Genomic DNA, 18,116 nt, shown 5'->3' with positions numbered 1-18,116 from the left:
GGCTCAGTGGGTCACGGCCCCTGCCCCGTCTTCGCCGGACTTCCGCGCAGCTTCCGCGGCGGCAGCCTCTTCGGCTGCCTCGTCCCATTCCACCGGCTCGGGCGTGTCCACCAGCGCCAGTTTCAGAACATCGCTCACGTGTTCGACGGGGATGATCTCCAGCCCCTCTTTCACGTTGTCGGGGATCTCGGCCAGGTCCTTTTCGTTCTCCTGCGGGATCAGCACCGTCTTGATGCCACCACGCAAGGCCGCCAGCAGCTTCTCCTTCAGCCCGCCGATGGCCAGCGCATTACCACGGAGCGTGACCTCGCCGGTCATGGCGATGTCCTTACGCACCGGAATACCGGTGAGAACGGACACGATGGACGTCACCATCGCCAGACCCGCACTCGGCCCGTCCTTGGGCGTCGCGCCTTCGGGCACGTGCACGTGGATGTCCCACTTCTCGAACCGCGGCGGTTTCACCCCGATCTGAGGACTGATCGACCGCACATAGGAAGACGCGGCATCGATCGACTCCTTCATCACGTCGCCCAGCGTGCCGGTGGTCTTCATCCGGCCCTTGCCCGGCAGGCGCAGCGCCTCGATGTTCAAAAGCTCGCCACCGACCGAGGTATAGGCCAGCCCGGTTACGACACCGACCTGGTCCTTCTCTTCAGCAAGGCCATAGCGGAACTTCTTCACGCCAAGGAAATCGTCGATATTCTCCGATGTCACGTCGACGCGCTCGGCCTCTTTCTTGATGATCTTGGTCAGCGCCTTGCGGCACACCTTGCTGATCTCGCGCTCGAGGTTCCGCACGCCCGCCTCGCGGGTGTAATGCCGGATGATCGCCGTCAGCGCGCTGTCGTCCAGGCTGAACTCCTTCTGCTTCAGACCGTGGTTCTTGATCTGCTTGGCCAGAAGGTGCTGCTTGGCGATCTCGCGCTTTTCATCCTCGGTGTAACCGGCCAGCGGAATGATCTCCATCCGGTCCAACAGCGGCCCCGGCATGTTGTAGGAGTTCGCCGTGGTCAGGAACATCACGTTCGACAGGTCGTACTCGACCTCGAGGTAGTGGTCCACGAAGGTCCCGTTCTGCTCGGGGTCCAGCACCTCCAGCATGGCCGACGCGGGGTCGCCACGGAAATCCTGGCCCATCTTGTCGATCTCGTCGAGCAGGATCAGCGGGTTGGTCGTCTTCGCCTTTTTCAGCGACTGGATGATCTTGCCCGGCATGGAGCCGATGTACGTCCGGCGGTGCCCGCGGATCTCGGACTCGTCGCGCACGCCACCCAGGCTGATGCGGATGAACTCGCGGCCCGTCGCCCGCGCCACGGATTTGCCAAGGCTCGTCTTGCCCACGCCCGGCGGGCCGACAAGGCACATGATTGGGCCCTTCAGCTTTTTCGAGCGTTGCTGCACGGCCAGGTACTCGACGATCCGCTCCTTGACCTTCTCAAGGCCATAGTGATCCTTGTCCAGCACGTCTTGCGCCCGGCCCAGATCCTTTTTCACGCGGGATTTCTTGCCCCACGGGATCGACAGCATCCAGTCCAGGTAGTTGCGCACCACCGTGGCCTCGGCGCTCATCGGGCTCATGTTCTTGAGCTTCTTCAGCTCGCCCTCGGCCTTCTCGCGCGCCTCTTTCGACAGCTTGGTGTTCTCGATGCGCTCTTCCAGCTCGGCAATCTCGCCTTCGCCGTCCTCGCCATCGCCCAGCTCCTTCTGAATGGCCTTCATCTGCTCATTCAGGTAATATTCGCGCTGCGTACGCTCCATCTGGCTCTTCACGCGCGTCTTGATCTTCTTCTCGACCTGCAGAACGCTCATCTCGCCCTGCATCAGGCCATAGACCTTCTCGAGCCGCTCGCTGACGCTCAGCGTCTCCAGCAGTTCCTGCTTCTGCGCCACTTCGATGCCCAGATGCCCCGACACCAGGTCGGCCAGCTTGGCGGCATCGTCGGCCTCTGTCACGGCGGCCAGCGCCTCTTCGGGGATGTTCTTCTTGACCTTGGCATAGCGTGCGAATTCGTCCGACACGGTGCGCAACAGCGCCTCGATCGTCGCGGCGTCGCCCGGCATTTCCGACAGGTACTCGGCCCGCGCCTCGAAGAAATTCTCGTTCTCGAGGTACTCGGTGATCTTGACCCGCGCCACACCTTCGACCAGCACCTTCACGGTGCCGTCGGGCAGCTTCAGCAGTTGGAGCACGTTCGCCAGAACGCCGGAATTGTAGATACCGTCGGCATTGGGATCGTCCTCGCCCGGGTCGATCTGGCTCGACAGCAGGATCTGTTTGTCGTCCTGCATCACCTCTTCAAGCGCACGCACGGATTTGTCGCGCCCGACGAAAAGCGGCACGATCATGTGCGGGAACACGACGATGTCGCGTAGCGGCAAGACCGGGTAAGAGGCGTTAAGGGGTTCTAACATGCTCGTTATCCTGTATTGGCAAGAAGGCTCCGGTCCCGACATTGCGGCAACCACCGTCCTTCTCCGTTTCGATACTGTTAATCTGGGCGCTCGCGGCCCGGATTCAACCTCGCCCCCGGCCAGGTCGCGTGCAGAATGCCTTGCGCCACGCAAGGGTACAAGCATCAAATATGCGCAGTCTTACCGCTGGCGCCGCGAAGAAGGCCTTCTAGAACGCTTCGATTTGACAAGGTGGCGGCCCCGGCCTGCACGTCCCCACCCTGAAGAGACGGGCTGGAAAAGGCTGGGCGGCCAAGGTCGAAGTCCGAGGTTCGCCCCCCCCCCACGACCTGGCCCTGAAATCGACAGCGCTTCAGGCCAGAAAAATCGCGGCCAGAACAGCCACCGAGGCCCAGCTGAAGGTGAATGCGGCATAGGTCATTTCATTGCTCCCAGTCTGTCACAGTGTCGTGATGCCTCTGGGTCGCGCTCTACCGCCGCCGGGTTCAAAAAAGATGTACCGGCCCCTGCTACGGGACCGGTACATTTCATGGCACACAACATGCCTGACGCGTGATTCAAGTCAGGCGAGCAACATTGCCGCGAAAAGTGCGACAAACATCCAGCTAAAAGTAAAGGCAGCGTAAGTCATTGTAATATATATCACTTCCCAAAATGATAGAACCAGTATAAGCGAAAATCCGCCCACCGCCTAACGAATTTAGATCACGTTTTGGAAACAATCTGGGTCCGAAAACCGGCGCCCTGGCTAAACATCAGAGATCTTTATCAAATCGGCGCGATATCCCCTTCAGCCCGCCGGGCATGAAACTCCGCCTCCCACGCGTCGAACGCTCCGGCGGCGATCGCCTCGCGCATCCCCGCCATGATCTCCTGGTAGTAATGCAGGTTGTGCCAGGTCAGCAGCATGGAACTGATGATCTCCTGGCTGCGGAACACGTGATGCAGGTAGGCACGGGAATAGTTTCTGCATGCCGGACAGGTGCAGGCCTCGTCCAGGGGCCTCGGGTCGTCCTGGTGCCGGGCGTTCTTGATGTTCAGCACGCCGTGCCGGGTGAACACCTGCCCCGTCCGCCCCGACCGCGACGGCAGAACGCAATCCATCATGTCCACGCCACGCTTCACGGCGCCCACGATGTCATCAGGCTTGCCCACCCCCATCAGGTAGCGCGGCTTGTCCTGCGGCAGGTACCCGGTGGCATAATCCAGCACGCCGAACATGGCCTCCTGCCCCTCGCCCACCGCAAGCCCGCCGATGGCGTAGCCGTCGAACCCGATCTCGACCAACGCCTTGGCGCTTTCCTCGCGCAACTCCTGCGTCACGCCGCCCTGCATGATCCCGAACAGCGCATGCCCCGGCCGGTCGCCGAACGCGTCCTTCGACCGCGCCGCCCACCGCATCGACAGGCGCATCGCCCGCGCCACCTCGTCGTCGCTCGCCGGCAGCGCGGGACATTCGTCGAAACACATCACGATATCGCTGCCCAAGAGGCGCTGGATCTCCATCGACCGCTCCGGCGTCAGCTCGTGCTTCGACCCGTCGATGTGACTCTTGAACGTGACACCCTCCTCGGTCAGCTTGCGCAACCCCGCAAGGCTCATCACCTGGAACCCGCCGCTGTCTGTCAGGATCGGCCGCTCCCAGTTCATGAACCGATGCAAGCCGCCCAGGGCGTCGATCCGCTCTGCCGTGGGGCGCAGCATCAGGTGATAGGTATTGCCCAGCAGGATATCCGCGCCGGTCTCGCGCACCGATCCGGGCATCATCGCCTTGACCGTGGCGGCGGTCCCCACCGGCATGAAGGCCGGCGTGCGCACCTCGCCCCGCGGCGTGCGGATCACCCCCGTCCGCGCCTGCCCGTCCGTTCCGCCCAACTCGAATGCGACCCCGTTCGTCATGTCATCACCCTTTGACCTCGATGCGCCCTCCATAACGCCTTTGACGAAAGCTTCAATCATCCCGCATATGGGCCCGACGCCACGGCACGCAGAAGAAAATGAACCAAACCGAGACAGGCTGGGTTATGGTGAAACAAAAACGACGGGACACGTGAAGATACACATGCACAACATCGCCGCCTCGTTGCGCAGCCTCTTGGCGGCGCTTCTTGTCATACTGTCCGGCGCATCCGCGGCCTTGGCGCAAGAGCCCTATTTCGAGATCGACCTGCTGAACCCCGGTCTGCCCGAGCCTCCCGCGGCGCTCGACCGCGACACGCCCCGCTCGGCGATGGAATCGCTTCTGTCTTTCTTCGACGACGACCAGTACGGCGCCGCGGCCCACCTGCTGGACCTCGGGGACCTGCCACTCGACGCGCAGGCCAACCGCGGCGCGAACCTCGCGCGGCAATTGAAGATGATCATCGACCGGCAGGTGCTGATCCCGTGGACTGACCTCTCGGACCGGCCCGACGGCTGGCTTGACGGCGCCCAGGAAGACCCCGGTGCCGGCCGCGTGCGCCGCTCGATCCTGCTCAACATGCTGGAGCTGGAAAAGCGGCCCGTGCCCCTGCGCCTGAACCGCGTGAAACCCGCGAACGGCGATCCCGTCTGGGTCATCTCGCGCCAAAGCGTGCGCGATATCCCGGCGCTCTACGAACGGTTCAAGCCGACCAGGCTGGAAATGGCGATGCCCCCCTGGGCGCGTGAACGCGGACCCTTCGGGATGTATGTCTGGGAATGGCTGGTGCTGCCCGTCATCACCGTCATTGCCTTCCTATTGGGCTATCTCGCGTATCACCTCGTCGGCTGGCTCGGGAAGTTCTCCAGCCGCAGGATCGTTCAGGCCTGCGTGCGCGCCTTCCGCCTGCCCGCCACCATCATCGTGATCTCCGCCATCATCGGCTTTGCCACCAACCGCCTTCTGGTGGTCACCGGCCCGATCAGCGTCATCGTCGGGCCGCTGGTGCTGCTGGGCTACGTCGTGGGCTTGTCCCTGGCCGCCGTGCGCGTCGCCGACGAGATTTTCGACCGTGTCAGCCTCAACAGCCCGGAGGAACTGGCCATCCCCGGCAACTCGCACTATCGCAACATGGCCACCATGCTGTCGGGCTTCCGCAAGTTCGTCATCATCTTGGCGGTGATCACAGGCGCCGCCACGCTGCTCAGCTCTGTGCAGGTCTTCAATTCGCTGGGTTACACGCTTCTGGCCGGCGCGGGTGCGATCACCATCGTGCTGGGTTTCGCCGCCCGCGAAGTGCTCGGCAACCTGCTCGCCGCCGTGCAGATCGCGCTGAACCGCTCGGCCCGCATCGGCGACCAGATCATCTTCGAGGACCGCTTCTGCACCGTCGAGCGCATCCACTTCACCTATGTCCAGCTGGCAATCTGGACCGGCAACCGCTTCATCGTGCCGGTCAGCCACTTCGTCAAACACCCTTTCGAGAACCTCTCCGCCGGCGACCGCGAGATGACCCGCCCCATCCGCATGACCTTTGCCCAGACCGCCGATGTCGAGGCCCTGCGCAAGGCGTTCTTCGAGATCATGGACGAGATCGACGACGGCACGCTGGGGTCCAAGGAGGACGCGGGCGTCTGGGTCGCCGACCAGGACGTCTTCGGCAAGAAGGTCCTCTTCGGCCTGCCCACGCCCGACCAGTCCACCTTCTGGGATCTCGAAACCGCCTGCCGCGAACGCCTGCTGGCCCGCGCGGCCGAGCTGGAAAAGGAAACCGGCAAGCCGTTCCTGCCGCAAGGCCCCGCGCAGGATTACCCCGACGGCTGATCCCGCGCGCCCGACACCGCCACCAAAGCCTTGCATTGGCGCGCGCGCTGGCCCTATTAAACCGGGACCTTTTCAACGGGGATCCCGATGACCGAAGACCAGATTATCGACCTGCTCTCTTCCAACCTGTCCTACATCCTGCTCGCGCTGCTGCTGTTCATCGTGATCTTCCAGGGCGTGAAGATCGTTCCGCAATCCGAACAGCATGTCGTCGAACGCTTCGGTCGCCTGCGCTCGGTGCTGGGGCCGGGGATCAATTTCATCGTGCCCTTCCTCGACAAGATCCGGCACCGCGTCTCGATCCTCGAACGCCAGTTGCCCAATGCCAGCCAGGACGCCATCACCCGCGACAACGTGCTGGTCGAGGTTGAAACCTCCGTTTTCTACCGCATCACCAATCCCGAAAAGACCGTCTACCGCATACGCGACGTGGACGCCGCCATCGCCACCACGGTCGCCGGGATCGTGCGCGCCGAGATCGGCAAGATGGATCTGGACGACGTGCAGGCCAACCGCTCGCAACTGATCGACACGATCAAGCAGCATGTCGAGGACGCCGTCGACAACTGGGGGATCGAGGTCACCCGGGCCGAGATCCTCGACGTCAACCTCGACCAGGCCACGCGCGAAGCCATGCTGCAACAGCTCAACGCCGAGCGCGCCCGCCGCGCGCAGGTGACCGAGGCCGAGGGCCAGAAACGCGCCGTCGAACTGGCCGCCGACGCCGATCTCTACGCCGCCGAGAAGACCGCCGAGGCCCGCCGCATCCAGGCCGACGCCGAGGCCTACGCCACCGGCGTCGTGGCCCGCGCCATCGCCGATAACGGGCTGGAAGCCGCGCAATACCAGGTCGCCCTGAAGCAGGTCGAGGCGCTCAACGCCCTGGGCCAGGGACCGTCATCTCAAACCGTCATCGTGCCCGCCCACGCGGTCGAGGCCTTCGCCAACGCTTTTACCATGCTCAAGGGCAAGCCATGATCGACCTGCTGTCGCACTGGTGGGTCTGGCTCTGCGCCGCGCTTGCCATCGCCATTCTCGAACTGCTGATGCCGGGCTACATCTTCCTCGGCATCGCGGTCGGGGCCGCGGTCATGGCCCCGCTGGTTGCCCTGTTCGGCCCCTTCGCGCCGCCGACGCTCCTCGCCCTCTTCGCGGGGATCTCGCTGGTGGCATGGCTGATACTGCGCCGCGTCTTCCGGGCGTCTGACGACCAGACCCGCTATTTCGACGAAGACATCAACAAGTAGCTCCACGCGCCGCCCCCGCGACCGTCACCTTACCGTAACCTTGTGCCGACATGCATTACGTGGTGAAACTTACAGTTCCACCGCCGACCGATCCACAACCAGAAGGCCGTTCCATGACAGACTCCGCCGACAGCCCCGAGATCCTGAACTTTGGCTGGGAAGAATGGATTTCCCTGCCCGGACTGGGCGTGCCGGCGTTGCGGGCCAAGGTGGATACCGGCGCGCGCACCTCCGCGCTGCACGCCTTTGACATCGAAACCTTCGGGCCGTCCTCGAAACCCAAGGTTCGCTTCACCGTCCACCCGATCCCGGGCCGCGACGACCTGGTGATCCCCTGCTCCGCCCCCATCGTGGACCGGCGCGAGGTGGCGTCCTCGAACGGCGAGAAGGAACTGCGCTACGTCATCGAAAGCAAGCTCGAGGTCGCGGGCCAGTCCTGGCCCATCGAGATCACGCTGACCAACCGCTCGACCATGAACAGCCGGATGCTGCTGGGCCGCACGGCGCTCAAGGATCACATCTCGATCGTCGCCACCGACCGCTTCCTTCAGCCCGAACTGAACTACGAGGTCTATCACACCAAGAAGATGCGCGAGGCCCAGCCCAACCGCTCCCTGCGCATCGCGGTGCTGTCGCGGGAAAACAACTATTCCACCCGCCGCCTCGTCGAGGAGGGCGAGAAGCGCGGCCATTCCGTCGAGGTCATCGACACCACGCGCTGCTACATGGCGATCAACACGCTGGCACCCGAAGTGCATTACGACGGCAAGCGCCTGCCCCGCTACGACGCCGTCATCCCGCGCATCGGCGCCTCGATCACGTCCTACGGCGCCGCCGTCGTGCGCCAGTTCGAGACCATCGGCACCTATTGCGTGAACCCTTCGGCCGGCATCTCCTCCAGCCGCGACAAGCTCTATGCGCATCAGCTGATGGCCCGCGCCAAGGTCGGGATGCCCAACACCGCCTTCGCGGCCTCGCCGCAGGACACCGGCAACCTCATCGGCCTCGTGGGCACCGCGCCCCTGATCGTCAAGCTGCTGGAGTCGACGCAAGGAAAGGGCGTTGTCCTCGCCGAAACCAAGAAGGCCGCCGAGAGCGTGATCGACGCCTTCCGCGGCCTCAAGGCCAACTTCCTCGTGCAGGATTTCGTCAAGGAGGCCGCGGGCGAGGATATCCGCTGCCTCGTGATCGGCGGCAAGGTCGTCGCCTCTATGAAACGCACCGGGGCCGAGGGCGATTTCCGCTCCAACCTGCATCGTGGCGGCTCGGCCAAGTCGGTGCGCATCACCAAGACCGAGCGCGAGACCGCCCTGCGCGCCGCCCGCGCTTTCGGCCTGGGGCTGGCGGGCGTCGACCTTCTGCGGGCCGAGGCCGGGCCCAAGGTGCTCGAAGTCAACTCCTCGCCCGGCATGGAAGGCATCGAGACCTCCACCGGCAAGAACATCGTCGGCATGCTCTACGACGACATCGAAAGCCGCGTGCGCCCCGCCCCGATCCGCCGCCGCCGCTCCGGCAAATAGGGCCGGCCACGCAACGTCATCCGCCGCGCGTTAAGCAATGCGCGCCGTCTGGTGGCGCGCCGGGGCGGTGCACGCCCGGTGCACGGGGGGTGCACGCGTGTCACCCCCGCCCTTCCGGCCGAAATCGAGGTGTTAATCCACCGCGCGCCCTCTGGACGCGCCGCTCTCGTATCCTTATATATTCAGTCGGATAACCGCACAGGATGTGACATGACCCAGCAGCCAGAACCCCTCGAAGGCGCGCCGCTGATCGCGCCCTCCAGCACGGATCACCCGCTTTACGATCAGATCGTCGAGGCGTGCCGCTCGGTCTATGACCCTGAAATCCCTGTGAATATCTACGATCTGGGCCTGATCTACACGATCGACATCACCGCCGAGAACGAGGTCAGCGTCATCATGACCCTGACCGCCCCGGGCTGCCCCGTTGCCGGCGAGATGCCGGGCTGGGTTGCCGAGGCGATCGAGCCGTTAGCAGGTGTGAAACAAGTTGATGTTGATCTGACGTGGGAGCCGCCCTGGGGCATGGACATGATGAGCGACGAGGCCCGCCTCGAACTCGGATTCATGTAAGGCAAGCAAAAGCGCTTGCATTTTGCAAAAGCAAGTAATATTACTTGCACATGATCTGGACCGTCTTCACCGGCGATATCGTCGATTCCACTGCCCTTTCGGCAAAGCGTCTCGACGATGTCATGGCCTGCCTCGATCGGCTGTCAGATGACATTTCCGCTTGGAGCCAAGACGCTAGTGCGGCCTTCGGACGGCGCGGAGGTGACGGTTGGCAACTGGCGGTCAACGCATCCGAATATGACCTCAGATCAACGCTTTACCTGCAATCCAGCCTGATGGCGTTGGACCCGGCCGTGCAATCCCGCATCGCCGTGGCGATCGGCGAAGGCACCCTGCCCGACGGGCCTGACGCCAACCCCAACAGCGCCCACGGCCCCGCGTTCAGCGCCTCGGGCCGCCTGCTGGAGTCGCTCACGGGCAACACGCTTCTCGCGCACGCCGCCGGTGGCCCGCTCGATGCCACCTACCGCCTTGCCGACCACATCGCGCAGGGCTGGACACAGGCCCAGGCCCGCGCCGTGGCCGCGATGCTGCCCCCCGGGACCGGGCCGCGCCGCGTCGCCGCCGACCGCCTCGGCATCTCCCGCCAAGCCATTGACCAGGCCCTGCACGCCGCCGGCTACCCGGCCCTGCATGATGCCCTGACACTCCTGGAGGCGTCGGAATGATCGAGACCTTCACCGCCCTCCTCTTCGCCCATGTCCTGTCCGATTTCGTCCTGCAAACGGACTGGATTCACCGCAACAAGCGTCACTTCGGCGTCATGCTCCTCCACGGGGCGCTGGTACTGGTGGCCTCCTTGGCCGCGCTGGGCCAGGTCGCCGCGCTGCCCGTGCTGGCCCTCGCCGCCGCGCACGTGGCCATCGACTGCGCGAAAACCTACGGCAATTTCAAGGGGCTGACCGCGTTTCTCGCCGATCAGGCCCTGCATCTTCTGGTGATCATCGCCGTCGCGTTCCACGCCCCCACCCTTTGGGCCACCGGCGCATGGGCCGACACGCCGACCCTGCTGCCGCTCATGGCGCTTCTGGCCGGGCTGGTCACCACCCTGGTCGCCGGTCAGTACGCCGTCGGCCTGCTGATGCGCTCGCACGGTGTGCTGATCCAGCAACGCGGACTGCGCAACGGCGGCCGCCAGATCGGGCTGATCGAGCGTGGGCTGATCTTCTTTTTCGTCATGGCAAATCAACCGCTTGGCGTGGGCTTCCTGATCACCGCGAAATCCATCCTGCGCTTCGGCACCGCCGCGCGTGACCAGAAAACGGCGGAATACGTGATCATCGGCACGCTGGCCTCCTTTGCATGGGCGTTCCTGGTGTCCGAGGCCACGCGCGCCTGGATGGATTTGCTGCCCCCGCTTGAGATTGCCGTTTGGCTTGCATAGATTGGGGACATCGCAGCGAGAAAGGCAGCACCATGTTCGGAATTCCAGGCAAACAGGCGGTCAGCATGACCCCGAAAGCGGCGTCGATGATTGCCCGCCTGATGGACAAGGATGGCCACCAGGGCCTGCGCATCGGCGTCAAGAAAGGCGGCTGCGCGGGCATGGAATACACCATGGATTACGTGACCGAGGTCGACCCCAATGACGAGGTGGTCGAGCAGGACGGTGCGCGCGTGATGATCGCCCCCATGGCGCAGATGTTCCTGTTCGGAACGGAAATCGACTATCAGACCTCGCTTCTGGAATCGGGTTTCGTGTTCAACAATCCCAACGTGACCGAGGCCTGCGGCTGCGGCGAGTCGATCAAGTTCGAAGGCATGTAAACGTTGCCCCGCCCTGCGCGAGCCGCTACCACTCCGGTCAATTAACCCGGAGGTAACGAATGGCGCGCAAACTGGCGGCAGGTAACTGGAAGATGAACGGCACACGTGCTGCCTTGGAAGAACTGTCTGCGCTCGCACAGGCGCATCCCGACCCCAGCGTTGATATCCTGATCTGTCCGCCCGCAACACTGGTTCAGACAGCGGCGGCAACCGTTGCCAATGGGCCCATCCAGATCGGTGGACAGGATTGTCACGCTCAGGCCAGTGGCGCCCATACCGGCGACATCTCTGCCGAGATGCTGCTCGACGCCGGCGCCACCAGCGTCATTCTCGGCCATTCCGAACGGCGCGAGGACCACGGCGAGAGCAGCGACGACGTCAACGCCAAGACCCGCGCGGCCCACGCCGCAGGGCTTGTCGCCATCGTTTGCGTGGGCGAGTCGCTGTCTCAGCGCGAGGCGGCCAATACGCTCGATATCATCGGTGAACAGCTGGCCACCTCCCTGCCCGATGGGTGCACCGCTGCCAACACGGTCGTCGCCTACGAGCCGATCTGGGCCATCGGCACCGGCAAGGTCCCCACGACCGAGCAGATCGACGAGGTGCACGACTTCATCCGCGCCCGCATGATCCGTCGCTTCGGAGAAAACGAGGGGCGCGCCATCCCGCTGCTCTACGGCGGATCGGTCAAACCCGACAACGCGGCCGAGATTTTCGCCACCGACAATGTCGACGGTGCGCTGGTCGGAGGCGCCAGCCTCAAGGCCACGGATTTTTCCCCCATTATCAAGGCGCTGGAGGGCAAAGCGTAGGCGCCTAGACTGGCAGCATCGTGGTTGACTTGATCTCTTCCATCGACAACAGCGCCGTCACGTTGTGCACTTTCACCTCTGAAATCAGTGCCTGGTAAAAGATGTCATAGGCGCGCGCGTTGCTGACCACGACTTTAAGAATGTAGTCGATATCGCCCGCCAGCCGGTGCGCCTCCATCACTTCCGGCCGTGTTCTCAGCGCATCGAGAAACCTGTCCTGCCATTCCTTGTCATGTTCAGACGTTCGGATCAGGACGAAGAAGCACGCCTCCAGTCCAAGGGCTTCGGGATCCAGCAGAAAGGTCTGCTGCCGGATCACGCCGCCCTCGCGCATTTTTCGAATCCGGTTCCACACCGGGGTCTTGGAACTGCCGACTGTTTTCGCGATATCGTCCAGCGATTGCCCCCCGTCCTTCTGAAGCTCCGAGAGGATTTTCCGGTCCAGTTCGTCAAGGCGAACACTCATTCTCTATTTTTCCTTTTCCCGGGACATTCCCAACTCAGCGAAAGCAAATTGGAACAAGCGTCCTTATTCACGCCGTCAGGTGGCGCAATACCGGGAATATTTTCTATATTATTACACAAGTCAATCGCAGCCGGAGGCAAGCCGCCGTGAAACATTTTCCCATCTTCGTCGCACTGGAAGGGCGCCGCGTGGTGCTTTCGGGCGGTGGCGACGCCGCACTCGCCAAGCTGCGCCTGCTTCTGAAAACCGAAGCGCAACTGACGGTCTTCGCACCAGCGCCGGCGAAAGAGATCGAGGACTGGCATACCGCCGGCAAGCTGCGCCTCGTGCGCCGCGCGATGGAACCGGGCGATACGACCTGTGCCGTGCTGTTCTATGCCGCGGACGAGGACGAGGCCGAGGACGCGCGCACCTCCGCCATCGCTCGCGCGGACGGCGCTCTGGTGAACATCGTCGACAACCTTCAGGACAGTGCCTTCATCACGCCGGCCATCGTCGATCGTGACCCGGTGACTGTCGCGATTGGTACCGAGGGCGCGGCCCCTGTTCTGGCCCGCGCGATCAAGGCCGATCTGGAAGAACGCCTGCCCGCCACGCTGGGCACCCTCGCCCGCATTGGCAAAGCGTTCCGCAAGGCGGTCGAGGTGCTGCCCATGGGCCGCAAGCGCCGTGATTTCTGGTCGGAGTACTATTTCGGAGCCGGCCCGCGCGCGATGGATGAAGGCGGCGAAGAGGCCGTCAACGAGATTCTTCCCGAGCTTCTGGACAGCCATGTGAACGCCGAAGAACGCCAAGGCCACGTGGCCTTCGTCGGCGCGGGCCCCGGCGACCCCGAACTGTTGACACTCAAGGCCCGCAAGGCGCTCGACGCCGCCGATGTGGTCATCCACGATCGCCTGGTTACGCCCGAGATACTTGAGCTGGCCCGCCGCGAGGCGACACTGATCGACGCGGGCAAGACCGGTTTCGGTCCCGCGATGTCGCAGGAGGTTATCAACGCGCTGATCGTCGAACACGCCGCCACCGGTGCGCAGGTCGTGCGCCTGAAAGGTGGCGATCCGACCGTCTTTGGCCGGCTTGACGAAGAGGTGGACGCGGTCAACGCCGCCGGGGTCGGTTGGCACATCGTGCCAGGGATCACCGCCGCATCTGCCGGAGTGGCCGCCATCGGTCAAAGCCTGACCAAGCGCGAGCGCAACGCCGCTGTCCGCTTTGTCACTGGCCACGACATGAAAGGTTATGCCGAGCAGGACTGGACCGCCCTCGCCCAACCTGGCGAGGTCGCCGCGATCTACATGGGCAAAAAATCCAGCCGGTTCATCCAGGGCCGCCTGCTGATGCACGGCGCGGACCGCGCCACCCCCGTCAGCATCGTCGAGAATGCGTCGCGCCCAGAACAGCGCATCGTCGCCACCACCGTAGCCCGCATGGCGCAGGACCTGGAAGCGTCTGATCTTTCCGGCCCTGCCCTGACCTTCATCGGCCTCGCGCCCCGTGCCGCAGAGGCAAATCTGACCCTTACGTCGCAGGAGTTCGCCTGATGCCCAAAGAATTCACCCCCAAGGTCGTCACCGCCAACGCCCTGCTGGAAGGCGACGTCGTCTACCAGACTGTCGATGACCGCTGGTCGCGGCATCTTTCCGAGGCTGAACTGATCAGCGACGAGGCGCTCGCCAAGCTGCGGCTGGCGCAGGCCGAAGGGCAGCCTGAACTGGTCGTCGGGCCGTACCTGGCCGATGCGAAACCCTCTGATGACGGCCCCCAGCCGACGCATTTCCGCGAGGAATTCCGCCGCACTGGCCCGTCCAACTATCACCATGGCAAACAAGCCGAGGTAAACTGATGTATTCCTATTCCGAATTTGACGCCGCCTTCGTGGCCGAGCGCAACCACCAGTTCCGCGCCCAGGTCGAGCGCCGCATCGCCGGCAACCTCACCGAGGACGAGTTCAAGCCGCTGCGCCTGTTGAATGGCCTCTACCTGCAACTGCACGCCTACATGCTGCGCGTGGCGATCCCGTATGGCACGCTCAACGCGGCCCAGATGCGCCAGCTCGCCCATATCGCCGAGACGTGGGACAAGGGCTATGGCCATTTCACCACCCGCCAGAACATCCAGTTCAACTGGCCGGAACTGCGCGATGTGCCGGAAATCCTCGATGCGCTGGCCGAGGTCGAGATGCACGCCATCCAGACGAGCGGAAACACCATCCGCAACGTGACGGCCGATCATTTCGCGGGCGCCGCCGAGGACGAGATTGCCGATCCGCGCCCGGTGGCGGAACTGCTGCGGCAATGGACCACCGATCACCCGGAATTCCAGTTCCTGCCGCGCAAGTTCAAGATTGCCGTCACCGGCAGCCCGAACGACCGCGCTGTGATCAAGGCGCACGACATCGGCCTGCAGATCGTCGAGCGTGATGGCGAGATCGGCTATCGCGTTCTCGTCGGCGGTGGCCTTGGCCGGACGCCGATGATCGGCAAGGTACTGTCGGATTTCGTCAGCCAGGAAGACCTGCTGCCCTATGTCGAGGCCACGGTCAGCGTCTGGAACCTGCTCGGACGGCGCGACAACAAGTACAAGTCGCGCATCAAGATCACGGTGCATGAACACGGCATCGACGACATCCGCGCCCGGGTGCAGGAGCGGTTCGAGGTTATCCGCCCCGCGTTCAGCGGCATCGACGTTGCCCTCTTCGAAGACATCAAGACCGCTTTCGCACCGCCTGCCTTTCGGCAGGACGGCACCGAGGTGTTCGAGACCACGTACAAGACCGACCCGATCTTCCGGTCCTGGGCCGACACCAACCTCATCGCCCACAAGGCGCCGGGATACGCCATCGTGCAGATCAGCCTCAAGGCCCACGGCGCCACGCCGGGCGACGCCACGGCGGACCAGATGCGGGTGATGGCCGACCTTGCCGAATTCTACGGCCATGACGAACTGCGCATCAGCCACGAGCAGAACGTGATCCTGCCGCATGTGCACAAGTCCAACCTGCCCGCGCTGCACGCCATTTTGAAAAAGCACGGTCTGGCCACGGCGAATATCGGCCTGATCTCGGACATCATCGCATGCCCGGGCATGGACTATTGCGCGCTGGCCACGGCGCGGTCCATCCCGATCGCCCAGCAGATCGCAACCCGCTTCGACGAGTTGAAGCTGGAGCATGATATCGGCGAACTGAAGATCAAGATTTCGGGCTGCATCAATGCCTGCGGTCACCATCACGTAGGCCATATCGGCATCCTTGGCCTCGACCGTGCCGGCGTCGAGAACTACCAGATCACACTGGGCGGCGACCATACCGAGAACGCAACCATCGGCGACCGTACCGGACCGGGCTTTTCGGCAGACGAGATCATTCCGGCCATCGAGCGGATCGTCGAGGCCTATCTCGATCAAAGGCAGGACCGGGACGAGACGTTCCTGGAATTCTACCGCCGCGTCGGCATGGCGCCGTTCAAAACCGCACTCTACGAGCAGGAGAAATCCTATGCTGCAGAGTAAGATAGACACCAGCCTGCCGACCCGCGTCTCGGGCCTCAACGAGTGGTATCGCCTGAATTCGGCGACCGCCGTTCTGAGCCATGCACTAGCAAGCCCGGACGCCGGAAAACTGGCCCTCGTGTCAAGTTTCGGCGCGGAATCCGTGGTGCTTCTGCACATGATCTCTGTGCTGAAGCGCGACACGCCGGTGATCTTTCTCGACACCGAAATGCTCTTTGCCGAAACCCTGGTCTACCAACAGGATCTGGCCGAGCGACTGGGCCTGAAGGACCTGCGGATCATTCGCCCCAACGCCGACGCGGTAGCCGAACAGGACCCCAACAGAGACCTGCACCAGTCCGACACCGATGCTTGCTGCACACTGCGCAAAACCGTGCCGCTTCAACGCGCGTTACAAGGTTTTGATGGCTGGATCACGGGCCGCAAACGCTATCACGGCGGCGACCGGGCTGCGCTTGACTTTTTCGAGACCGAAGAGGCCACAGGCCGGATGAAGGTCAACCCGCTGGCGCATTGGACGCGTCAGGACGTGCAGACCTACATGGAAGAAAACCGCCTGCCCCGTCACCCGCTGGTGGCACAGGGCTACCCCTCGATCGGCTGCCAGCCCTGCACCAGCCGCGTGGCGGCCGGTGAAGATTCCCGCGCGGGCCGCTGGCGCGGAACCGACAAGTCCGAATGCGGCATTCATTTCGTCAACGGAAAACCCGTCAGAACAGGAGAAACGGCATGAGCGTTATCGTGACCGATCAAGGCTTTGCAAACGACGATTGGGACGGCCCCATCGCCGCGCTGAACGACGCGCATCCGGGCTGCGCCATCGATCTTGCGTCCAGCAACGACCCGAACGAGCTGGCCGGGCGGATTTCGGACATCCCGATGATCCGTGTCGATTTTCCCAGCTTTTCCGACGGGCGCGGCTTTACCATCGCGCGCCAGTTGCGACTGATGGGCTTCAAGGGACGCCTGCGGGCCCGCGGCCACGTCATTGCCGATCAATATGCGATGGCACGCAGGTCCGGCTTCGACGAGGTGGAAATCTCCGACGATCTGGCGGAACGGCAGCCCGAGGACCAGTGGCTGTTCCGGGCGAATTGGCAGGCGCATGACTACCAGGCCCGTCTGCGCGGCACCGGGCGCGGCAAGATTCCCGCCGAATGACCCCTGTAATCTGACCTGAATCAAAGTATACGAGGAGACGCCCGGATTAAGACCCCGGACGATGATTTCTGATGAACGAGACCGTAAGCGTGACCGAAGCGAAACCCGTCAAAGTCCCCACCCTGCCCGACGCCCAGACAGTGACGGCGGTCAAACACTGGACCGACCGGCTGTTTTCCTTCCGCACCACCCGCCCTGCCAGCCTGCGCTTCCGCTCGGGCGAGTTCGTGATGATCGGGCTGATGCAGAAAGACGAGAAGACCGGCAAGGAAAAGCCGCTCCTGCGGGCTTATTCCATCGCCTCGCCGTCATGGGACGACGAACTGGAATTCTATTCGATCAAGGTGCAGGACGGGCCCCTGACCAGCCGCCTGCAGCATATCGAACCGGGAGACGAGATTATCCTTCGCCCCAAACCCGTGGGCACGCTGGTGCATGACGCGCTGCTGCCGGGCAAGCGGCTGTGGCTTTTTGCAACGGGCACCGGCTTTGCGCCCTTCGCCTCGCTGCTGCGCGACCCGCAGACCTATACCGACTACGACGAGGTCATCATCACCCACACCTGCCGCGAGGTGGGCGAACTGACCTATGGCAAGGAGATGATCGACGGCATCCGCAAAGACGAGTTGCTGGAAGAGTTGATCGGCGAAGGCTTTCACGAGAAACTGCGCTACTATCCCACGACGACCCGCGAAGAGAGCGCCAAGATGGGCCGGATCACCGACCTGATGCGCAAGGGCGAAGTGTTCGAGGACCTGGACGTCGAGCCCCTTACTCCCGAGATCGACCGCGCGATGGTCTGCGGCAACCTGGCCTTCAACCTCGAGATCAAGGAGATGCTCGAGGAATACGGCCTGCGCGAGGGGGCCAATTCCGATCCCAAGGAATACGTGGTCGAAAAAGCGTTTCTCGACTGACCCT

The 18,116-nt window shown here is 63.5% G+C and carries 18 protein-coding genes; 15 read left to right on the top strand and 3 right to left on the bottom strand.

Going from position 1 to position 18,116, the window contains the following annotated elements; translation table 11 throughout:
* Positions 1-3: 3 nt before the first annotated feature.
* Positions 4-2,415: an endopeptidase La gene (gene lon / locus C2I35_RS16685; RefSeq protein ID WP_103764188.1), complete on the bottom strand. Its 2,412-nt coding sequence runs from the start codon at positions 2,413-2,415 to the stop codon at positions 4-6.
* Between the two features lie 768 nt (positions 2,416-3,183).
* The gene (tgt, locus tag C2I35_RS16680) at positions 3,184-4,314 is read right to left on the bottom strand and encodes a tRNA guanosine(34) transglycosylase Tgt (RefSeq protein WP_103764279.1); all 1,131 of its coding nucleotides are present in this window, start codon (positions 4,312-4,314) and stop codon (positions 3,184-3,186) included.
* Positions 4,315-4,477: 163 nt separating this feature from the next.
* Between tgt and C2I35_RS16675 the strand changes: the two genes are divergently transcribed.
* The 9 genes from C2I35_RS16675 (at position 4,478) to tpiA (ending at position 12,058) form a co-directional block, all read left to right on the top strand.
* Positions 4,478-6,139 carry a mechanosensitive ion channel family protein gene (locus tag C2I35_RS16675; RefSeq protein WP_146050058.1) on the top strand — a complete coding sequence of 554 codons (1,662 nt, stop codon included), beginning with the start codon at positions 4,478-4,480 and terminating at the stop codon, positions 6,137-6,139.
* A gap of 87 nt (positions 6,140-6,226) precedes the next feature.
* Complete coding sequence (locus tag C2I35_RS16670; protein ID WP_103764186.1) at positions 6,227-7,117, top strand: SPFH domain-containing protein; 891 nt, start codon at positions 6,227-6,229, stop codon at positions 7,115-7,117.
* Positions 7,114-7,386 (top strand): NfeD family protein, encoded by a 273-nt coding sequence (locus tag C2I35_RS16665; RefSeq protein ID WP_103764185.1) that lies wholly within the window; start codon positions 7,114-7,116, stop codon positions 7,384-7,386. The genes C2I35_RS16670 and C2I35_RS16665 overlap by 4 nt, the downstream gene beginning before the upstream one ends.
* A gap of 113 nt (positions 7,387-7,499) precedes the next feature.
* Complete coding sequence (gene rimK, locus C2I35_RS16660; protein WP_103764184.1) at positions 7,500-8,906, top strand: 30S ribosomal protein S6--L-glutamate ligase; 1,407 nt, start codon at positions 7,500-7,502, stop codon at positions 8,904-8,906.
* A gap of 210 nt (positions 8,907-9,116) precedes the next feature.
* Positions 9,117-9,479, top strand: coding sequence for an SUF system Fe-S cluster assembly protein (locus C2I35_RS16655; RefSeq protein WP_103764183.1), 363 nt, complete (start codon positions 9,117-9,119; stop codon positions 9,477-9,479).
* Between the two features lie 50 nt (positions 9,480-9,529).
* Positions 9,530-10,147 carry a hypothetical protein gene (locus C2I35_RS16650; RefSeq protein WP_103764182.1) on the top strand — a complete coding sequence of 206 codons (618 nt, stop codon included), beginning with the start codon at positions 9,530-9,532 and terminating at the stop codon, positions 10,145-10,147.
* Complete coding sequence (locus C2I35_RS16645; RefSeq protein WP_103764181.1) at positions 10,144-10,863, top strand: DUF3307 domain-containing protein; 720 nt, start codon at positions 10,144-10,146, stop codon at positions 10,861-10,863. The genes C2I35_RS16650 and C2I35_RS16645 overlap by 4 nt, the downstream gene beginning before the upstream one ends.
* Before the next feature lie 32 nt (positions 10,864-10,895).
* The gene (locus tag C2I35_RS16640) at positions 10,896-11,246 is read left to right on the top strand and encodes a HesB/IscA family protein (protein WP_103764180.1); all 351 of its coding nucleotides are present in this window, start codon (positions 10,896-10,898) and stop codon (positions 11,244-11,246) included.
* Positions 11,247-11,305: 59 nt separating this feature from the next.
* Entirely contained in the window at positions 11,306-12,058 is a 753-nt protein-coding gene (gene tpiA, locus C2I35_RS16635) for a triose-phosphate isomerase (RefSeq protein ID WP_103764179.1), read from the top strand.
* 4 nt (positions 12,059-12,062) lie between these two features.
* Here tpiA and C2I35_RS16630 read toward each other — a convergent pair whose 3' ends face one another.
* Positions 12,063-12,524, bottom strand: a complete 462-nt coding sequence (locus C2I35_RS16630) for an Lrp/AsnC family transcriptional regulator (protein WP_103764178.1) — start codon at positions 12,522-12,524, stop codon at positions 12,063-12,065.
* Between the two features lie 146 nt (positions 12,525-12,670).
* Here C2I35_RS16630 and cysG point away from each other — a divergent pair, with 146 nt between their 5' ends.
* The 6 genes from cysG to C2I35_RS16600 all read left to right on the top strand — a co-directional run bounded on the left by cysG (position 12,671) and on the right by C2I35_RS16600 (position 18,112).
* Complete coding sequence (gene cysG, locus C2I35_RS16625; RefSeq protein WP_103764177.1) at positions 12,671-14,065, top strand: siroheme synthase CysG; 1,395 nt, start codon at positions 12,671-12,673, stop codon at positions 14,063-14,065.
* Complete coding sequence (locus C2I35_RS16620; RefSeq protein WP_103764176.1) at positions 14,065-14,367, top strand: DUF2849 domain-containing protein; 303 nt, start codon at positions 14,065-14,067, stop codon at positions 14,365-14,367. Before cysG ends, C2I35_RS16620 begins: the two co-directional genes overlap by 1 nt.
* Complete coding sequence (locus C2I35_RS16615; RefSeq protein WP_103764175.1) at positions 14,367-16,034, top strand: nitrite/sulfite reductase; 1,668 nt, start codon at positions 14,367-14,369, stop codon at positions 16,032-16,034. Before C2I35_RS16620 ends, C2I35_RS16615 begins: the two co-directional genes overlap by 1 nt.
* The gene (locus tag C2I35_RS16610) at positions 16,021-16,767 is read left to right on the top strand and encodes a phosphoadenylyl-sulfate reductase (protein WP_103764174.1); all 747 of its coding nucleotides are present in this window, start codon (positions 16,021-16,023) and stop codon (positions 16,765-16,767) included. Before C2I35_RS16615 ends, C2I35_RS16610 begins: the two co-directional genes overlap by 14 nt.
* The gene (locus C2I35_RS16605) at positions 16,764-17,195 is read left to right on the top strand and encodes a DUF934 domain-containing protein (protein ID WP_103764173.1); all 432 of its coding nucleotides are present in this window, start codon (positions 16,764-16,766) and stop codon (positions 17,193-17,195) included. Before C2I35_RS16610 ends, C2I35_RS16605 begins: the two co-directional genes overlap by 4 nt.
* Before the next feature lie 71 nt (positions 17,196-17,266).
* Positions 17,267-18,112 carry a ferredoxin--NADP reductase gene (locus C2I35_RS16600; protein ID WP_103764172.1) on the top strand — a complete coding sequence of 282 codons (846 nt, stop codon included), beginning with the start codon at positions 17,267-17,269 and terminating at the stop codon, positions 18,110-18,112.
* Positions 18,113-18,116 lie beyond the last annotated feature (4 nt).

This window comes from Roseovarius confluentis (assembly GCF_002917925.1).
GTDB classification, from domain to species: Bacteria; Pseudomonadota; Alphaproteobacteria; order Rhodobacterales; family Rhodobacteraceae; genus Roseovarius; species Roseovarius confluentis.
This window is presented reverse-complemented; position numbering and strand designations above follow the sequence as displayed.

Coding starts and splice junctions, on each gene's coding strand:
- C2I35_RS16600 (WP_103764172.1), top strand. CDS start 17,267: ATGAACGAGACCGTAAGCGTGACCGAAGCGAAACCCGTCAAAGTCCCC.
- C2I35_RS16610 (WP_103764174.1), top strand. CDS start 16,021: ATGCTGCAGAGTAAGATAGACACCAGCCTGCCGACCCGCGTCTCGGGC.
- tgt (WP_103764279.1), bottom strand. CDS start 4,314: ATGACGAACGGGGTCGCATTCGAGTTGGGCGGAACGGACGGGCAGGCG.
- C2I35_RS16615 (WP_103764175.1), top strand. CDS start 14,367: ATGTATTCCTATTCCGAATTTGACGCCGCCTTCGTGGCCGAGCGCAAC.
- C2I35_RS16620 (WP_103764176.1), top strand. CDS start 14,065: ATGCCCAAAGAATTCACCCCCAAGGTCGTCACCGCCAACGCCCTGCTG.
- C2I35_RS16645 (WP_103764181.1), top strand. CDS start 10,144: ATGATCGAGACCTTCACCGCCCTCCTCTTCGCCCATGTCCTGTCCGAT.
- C2I35_RS16665 (WP_103764185.1), top strand. CDS start 7,114: ATGATCGACCTGCTGTCGCACTGGTGGGTCTGGCTCTGCGCCGCGCTT.
- lon (WP_103764188.1), bottom strand. CDS start 2,415: ATGTTAGAACCCCTTAACGCCTCTTACCCGGTCTTGCCGCTACGCGAC.
- C2I35_RS16675 (WP_146050058.1), top strand. CDS start 4,478: ATGCACAACATCGCCGCCTCGTTGCGCAGCCTCTTGGCGGCGCTTCTT.
- C2I35_RS16650 (WP_103764182.1), top strand. CDS start 9,530: ATGATCTGGACCGTCTTCACCGGCGATATCGTCGATTCCACTGCCCTT.
- C2I35_RS16630 (WP_103764178.1), bottom strand. CDS start 12,524: ATGAGTGTTCGCCTTGACGAACTGGACCGGAAAATCCTCTCGGAGCTT.
- rimK (WP_103764184.1), top strand. CDS start 7,500: ATGACAGACTCCGCCGACAGCCCCGAGATCCTGAACTTTGGCTGGGAA.
- C2I35_RS16640 (WP_103764180.1), top strand. CDS start 10,896: ATGTTCGGAATTCCAGGCAAACAGGCGGTCAGCATGACCCCGAAAGCG.
- C2I35_RS16605 (WP_103764173.1), top strand. CDS start 16,764: ATGAGCGTTATCGTGACCGATCAAGGCTTTGCAAACGACGATTGGGAC.
- C2I35_RS16655 (WP_103764183.1), top strand. CDS start 9,117: ATGACCCAGCAGCCAGAACCCCTCGAAGGCGCGCCGCTGATCGCGCCC.
- tpiA (WP_103764179.1), top strand. CDS start 11,306: ATGGCGCGCAAACTGGCGGCAGGTAACTGGAAGATGAACGGCACACGT.
- C2I35_RS16670 (WP_103764186.1), top strand. CDS start 6,227: ATGACCGAAGACCAGATTATCGACCTGCTCTCTTCCAACCTGTCCTAC.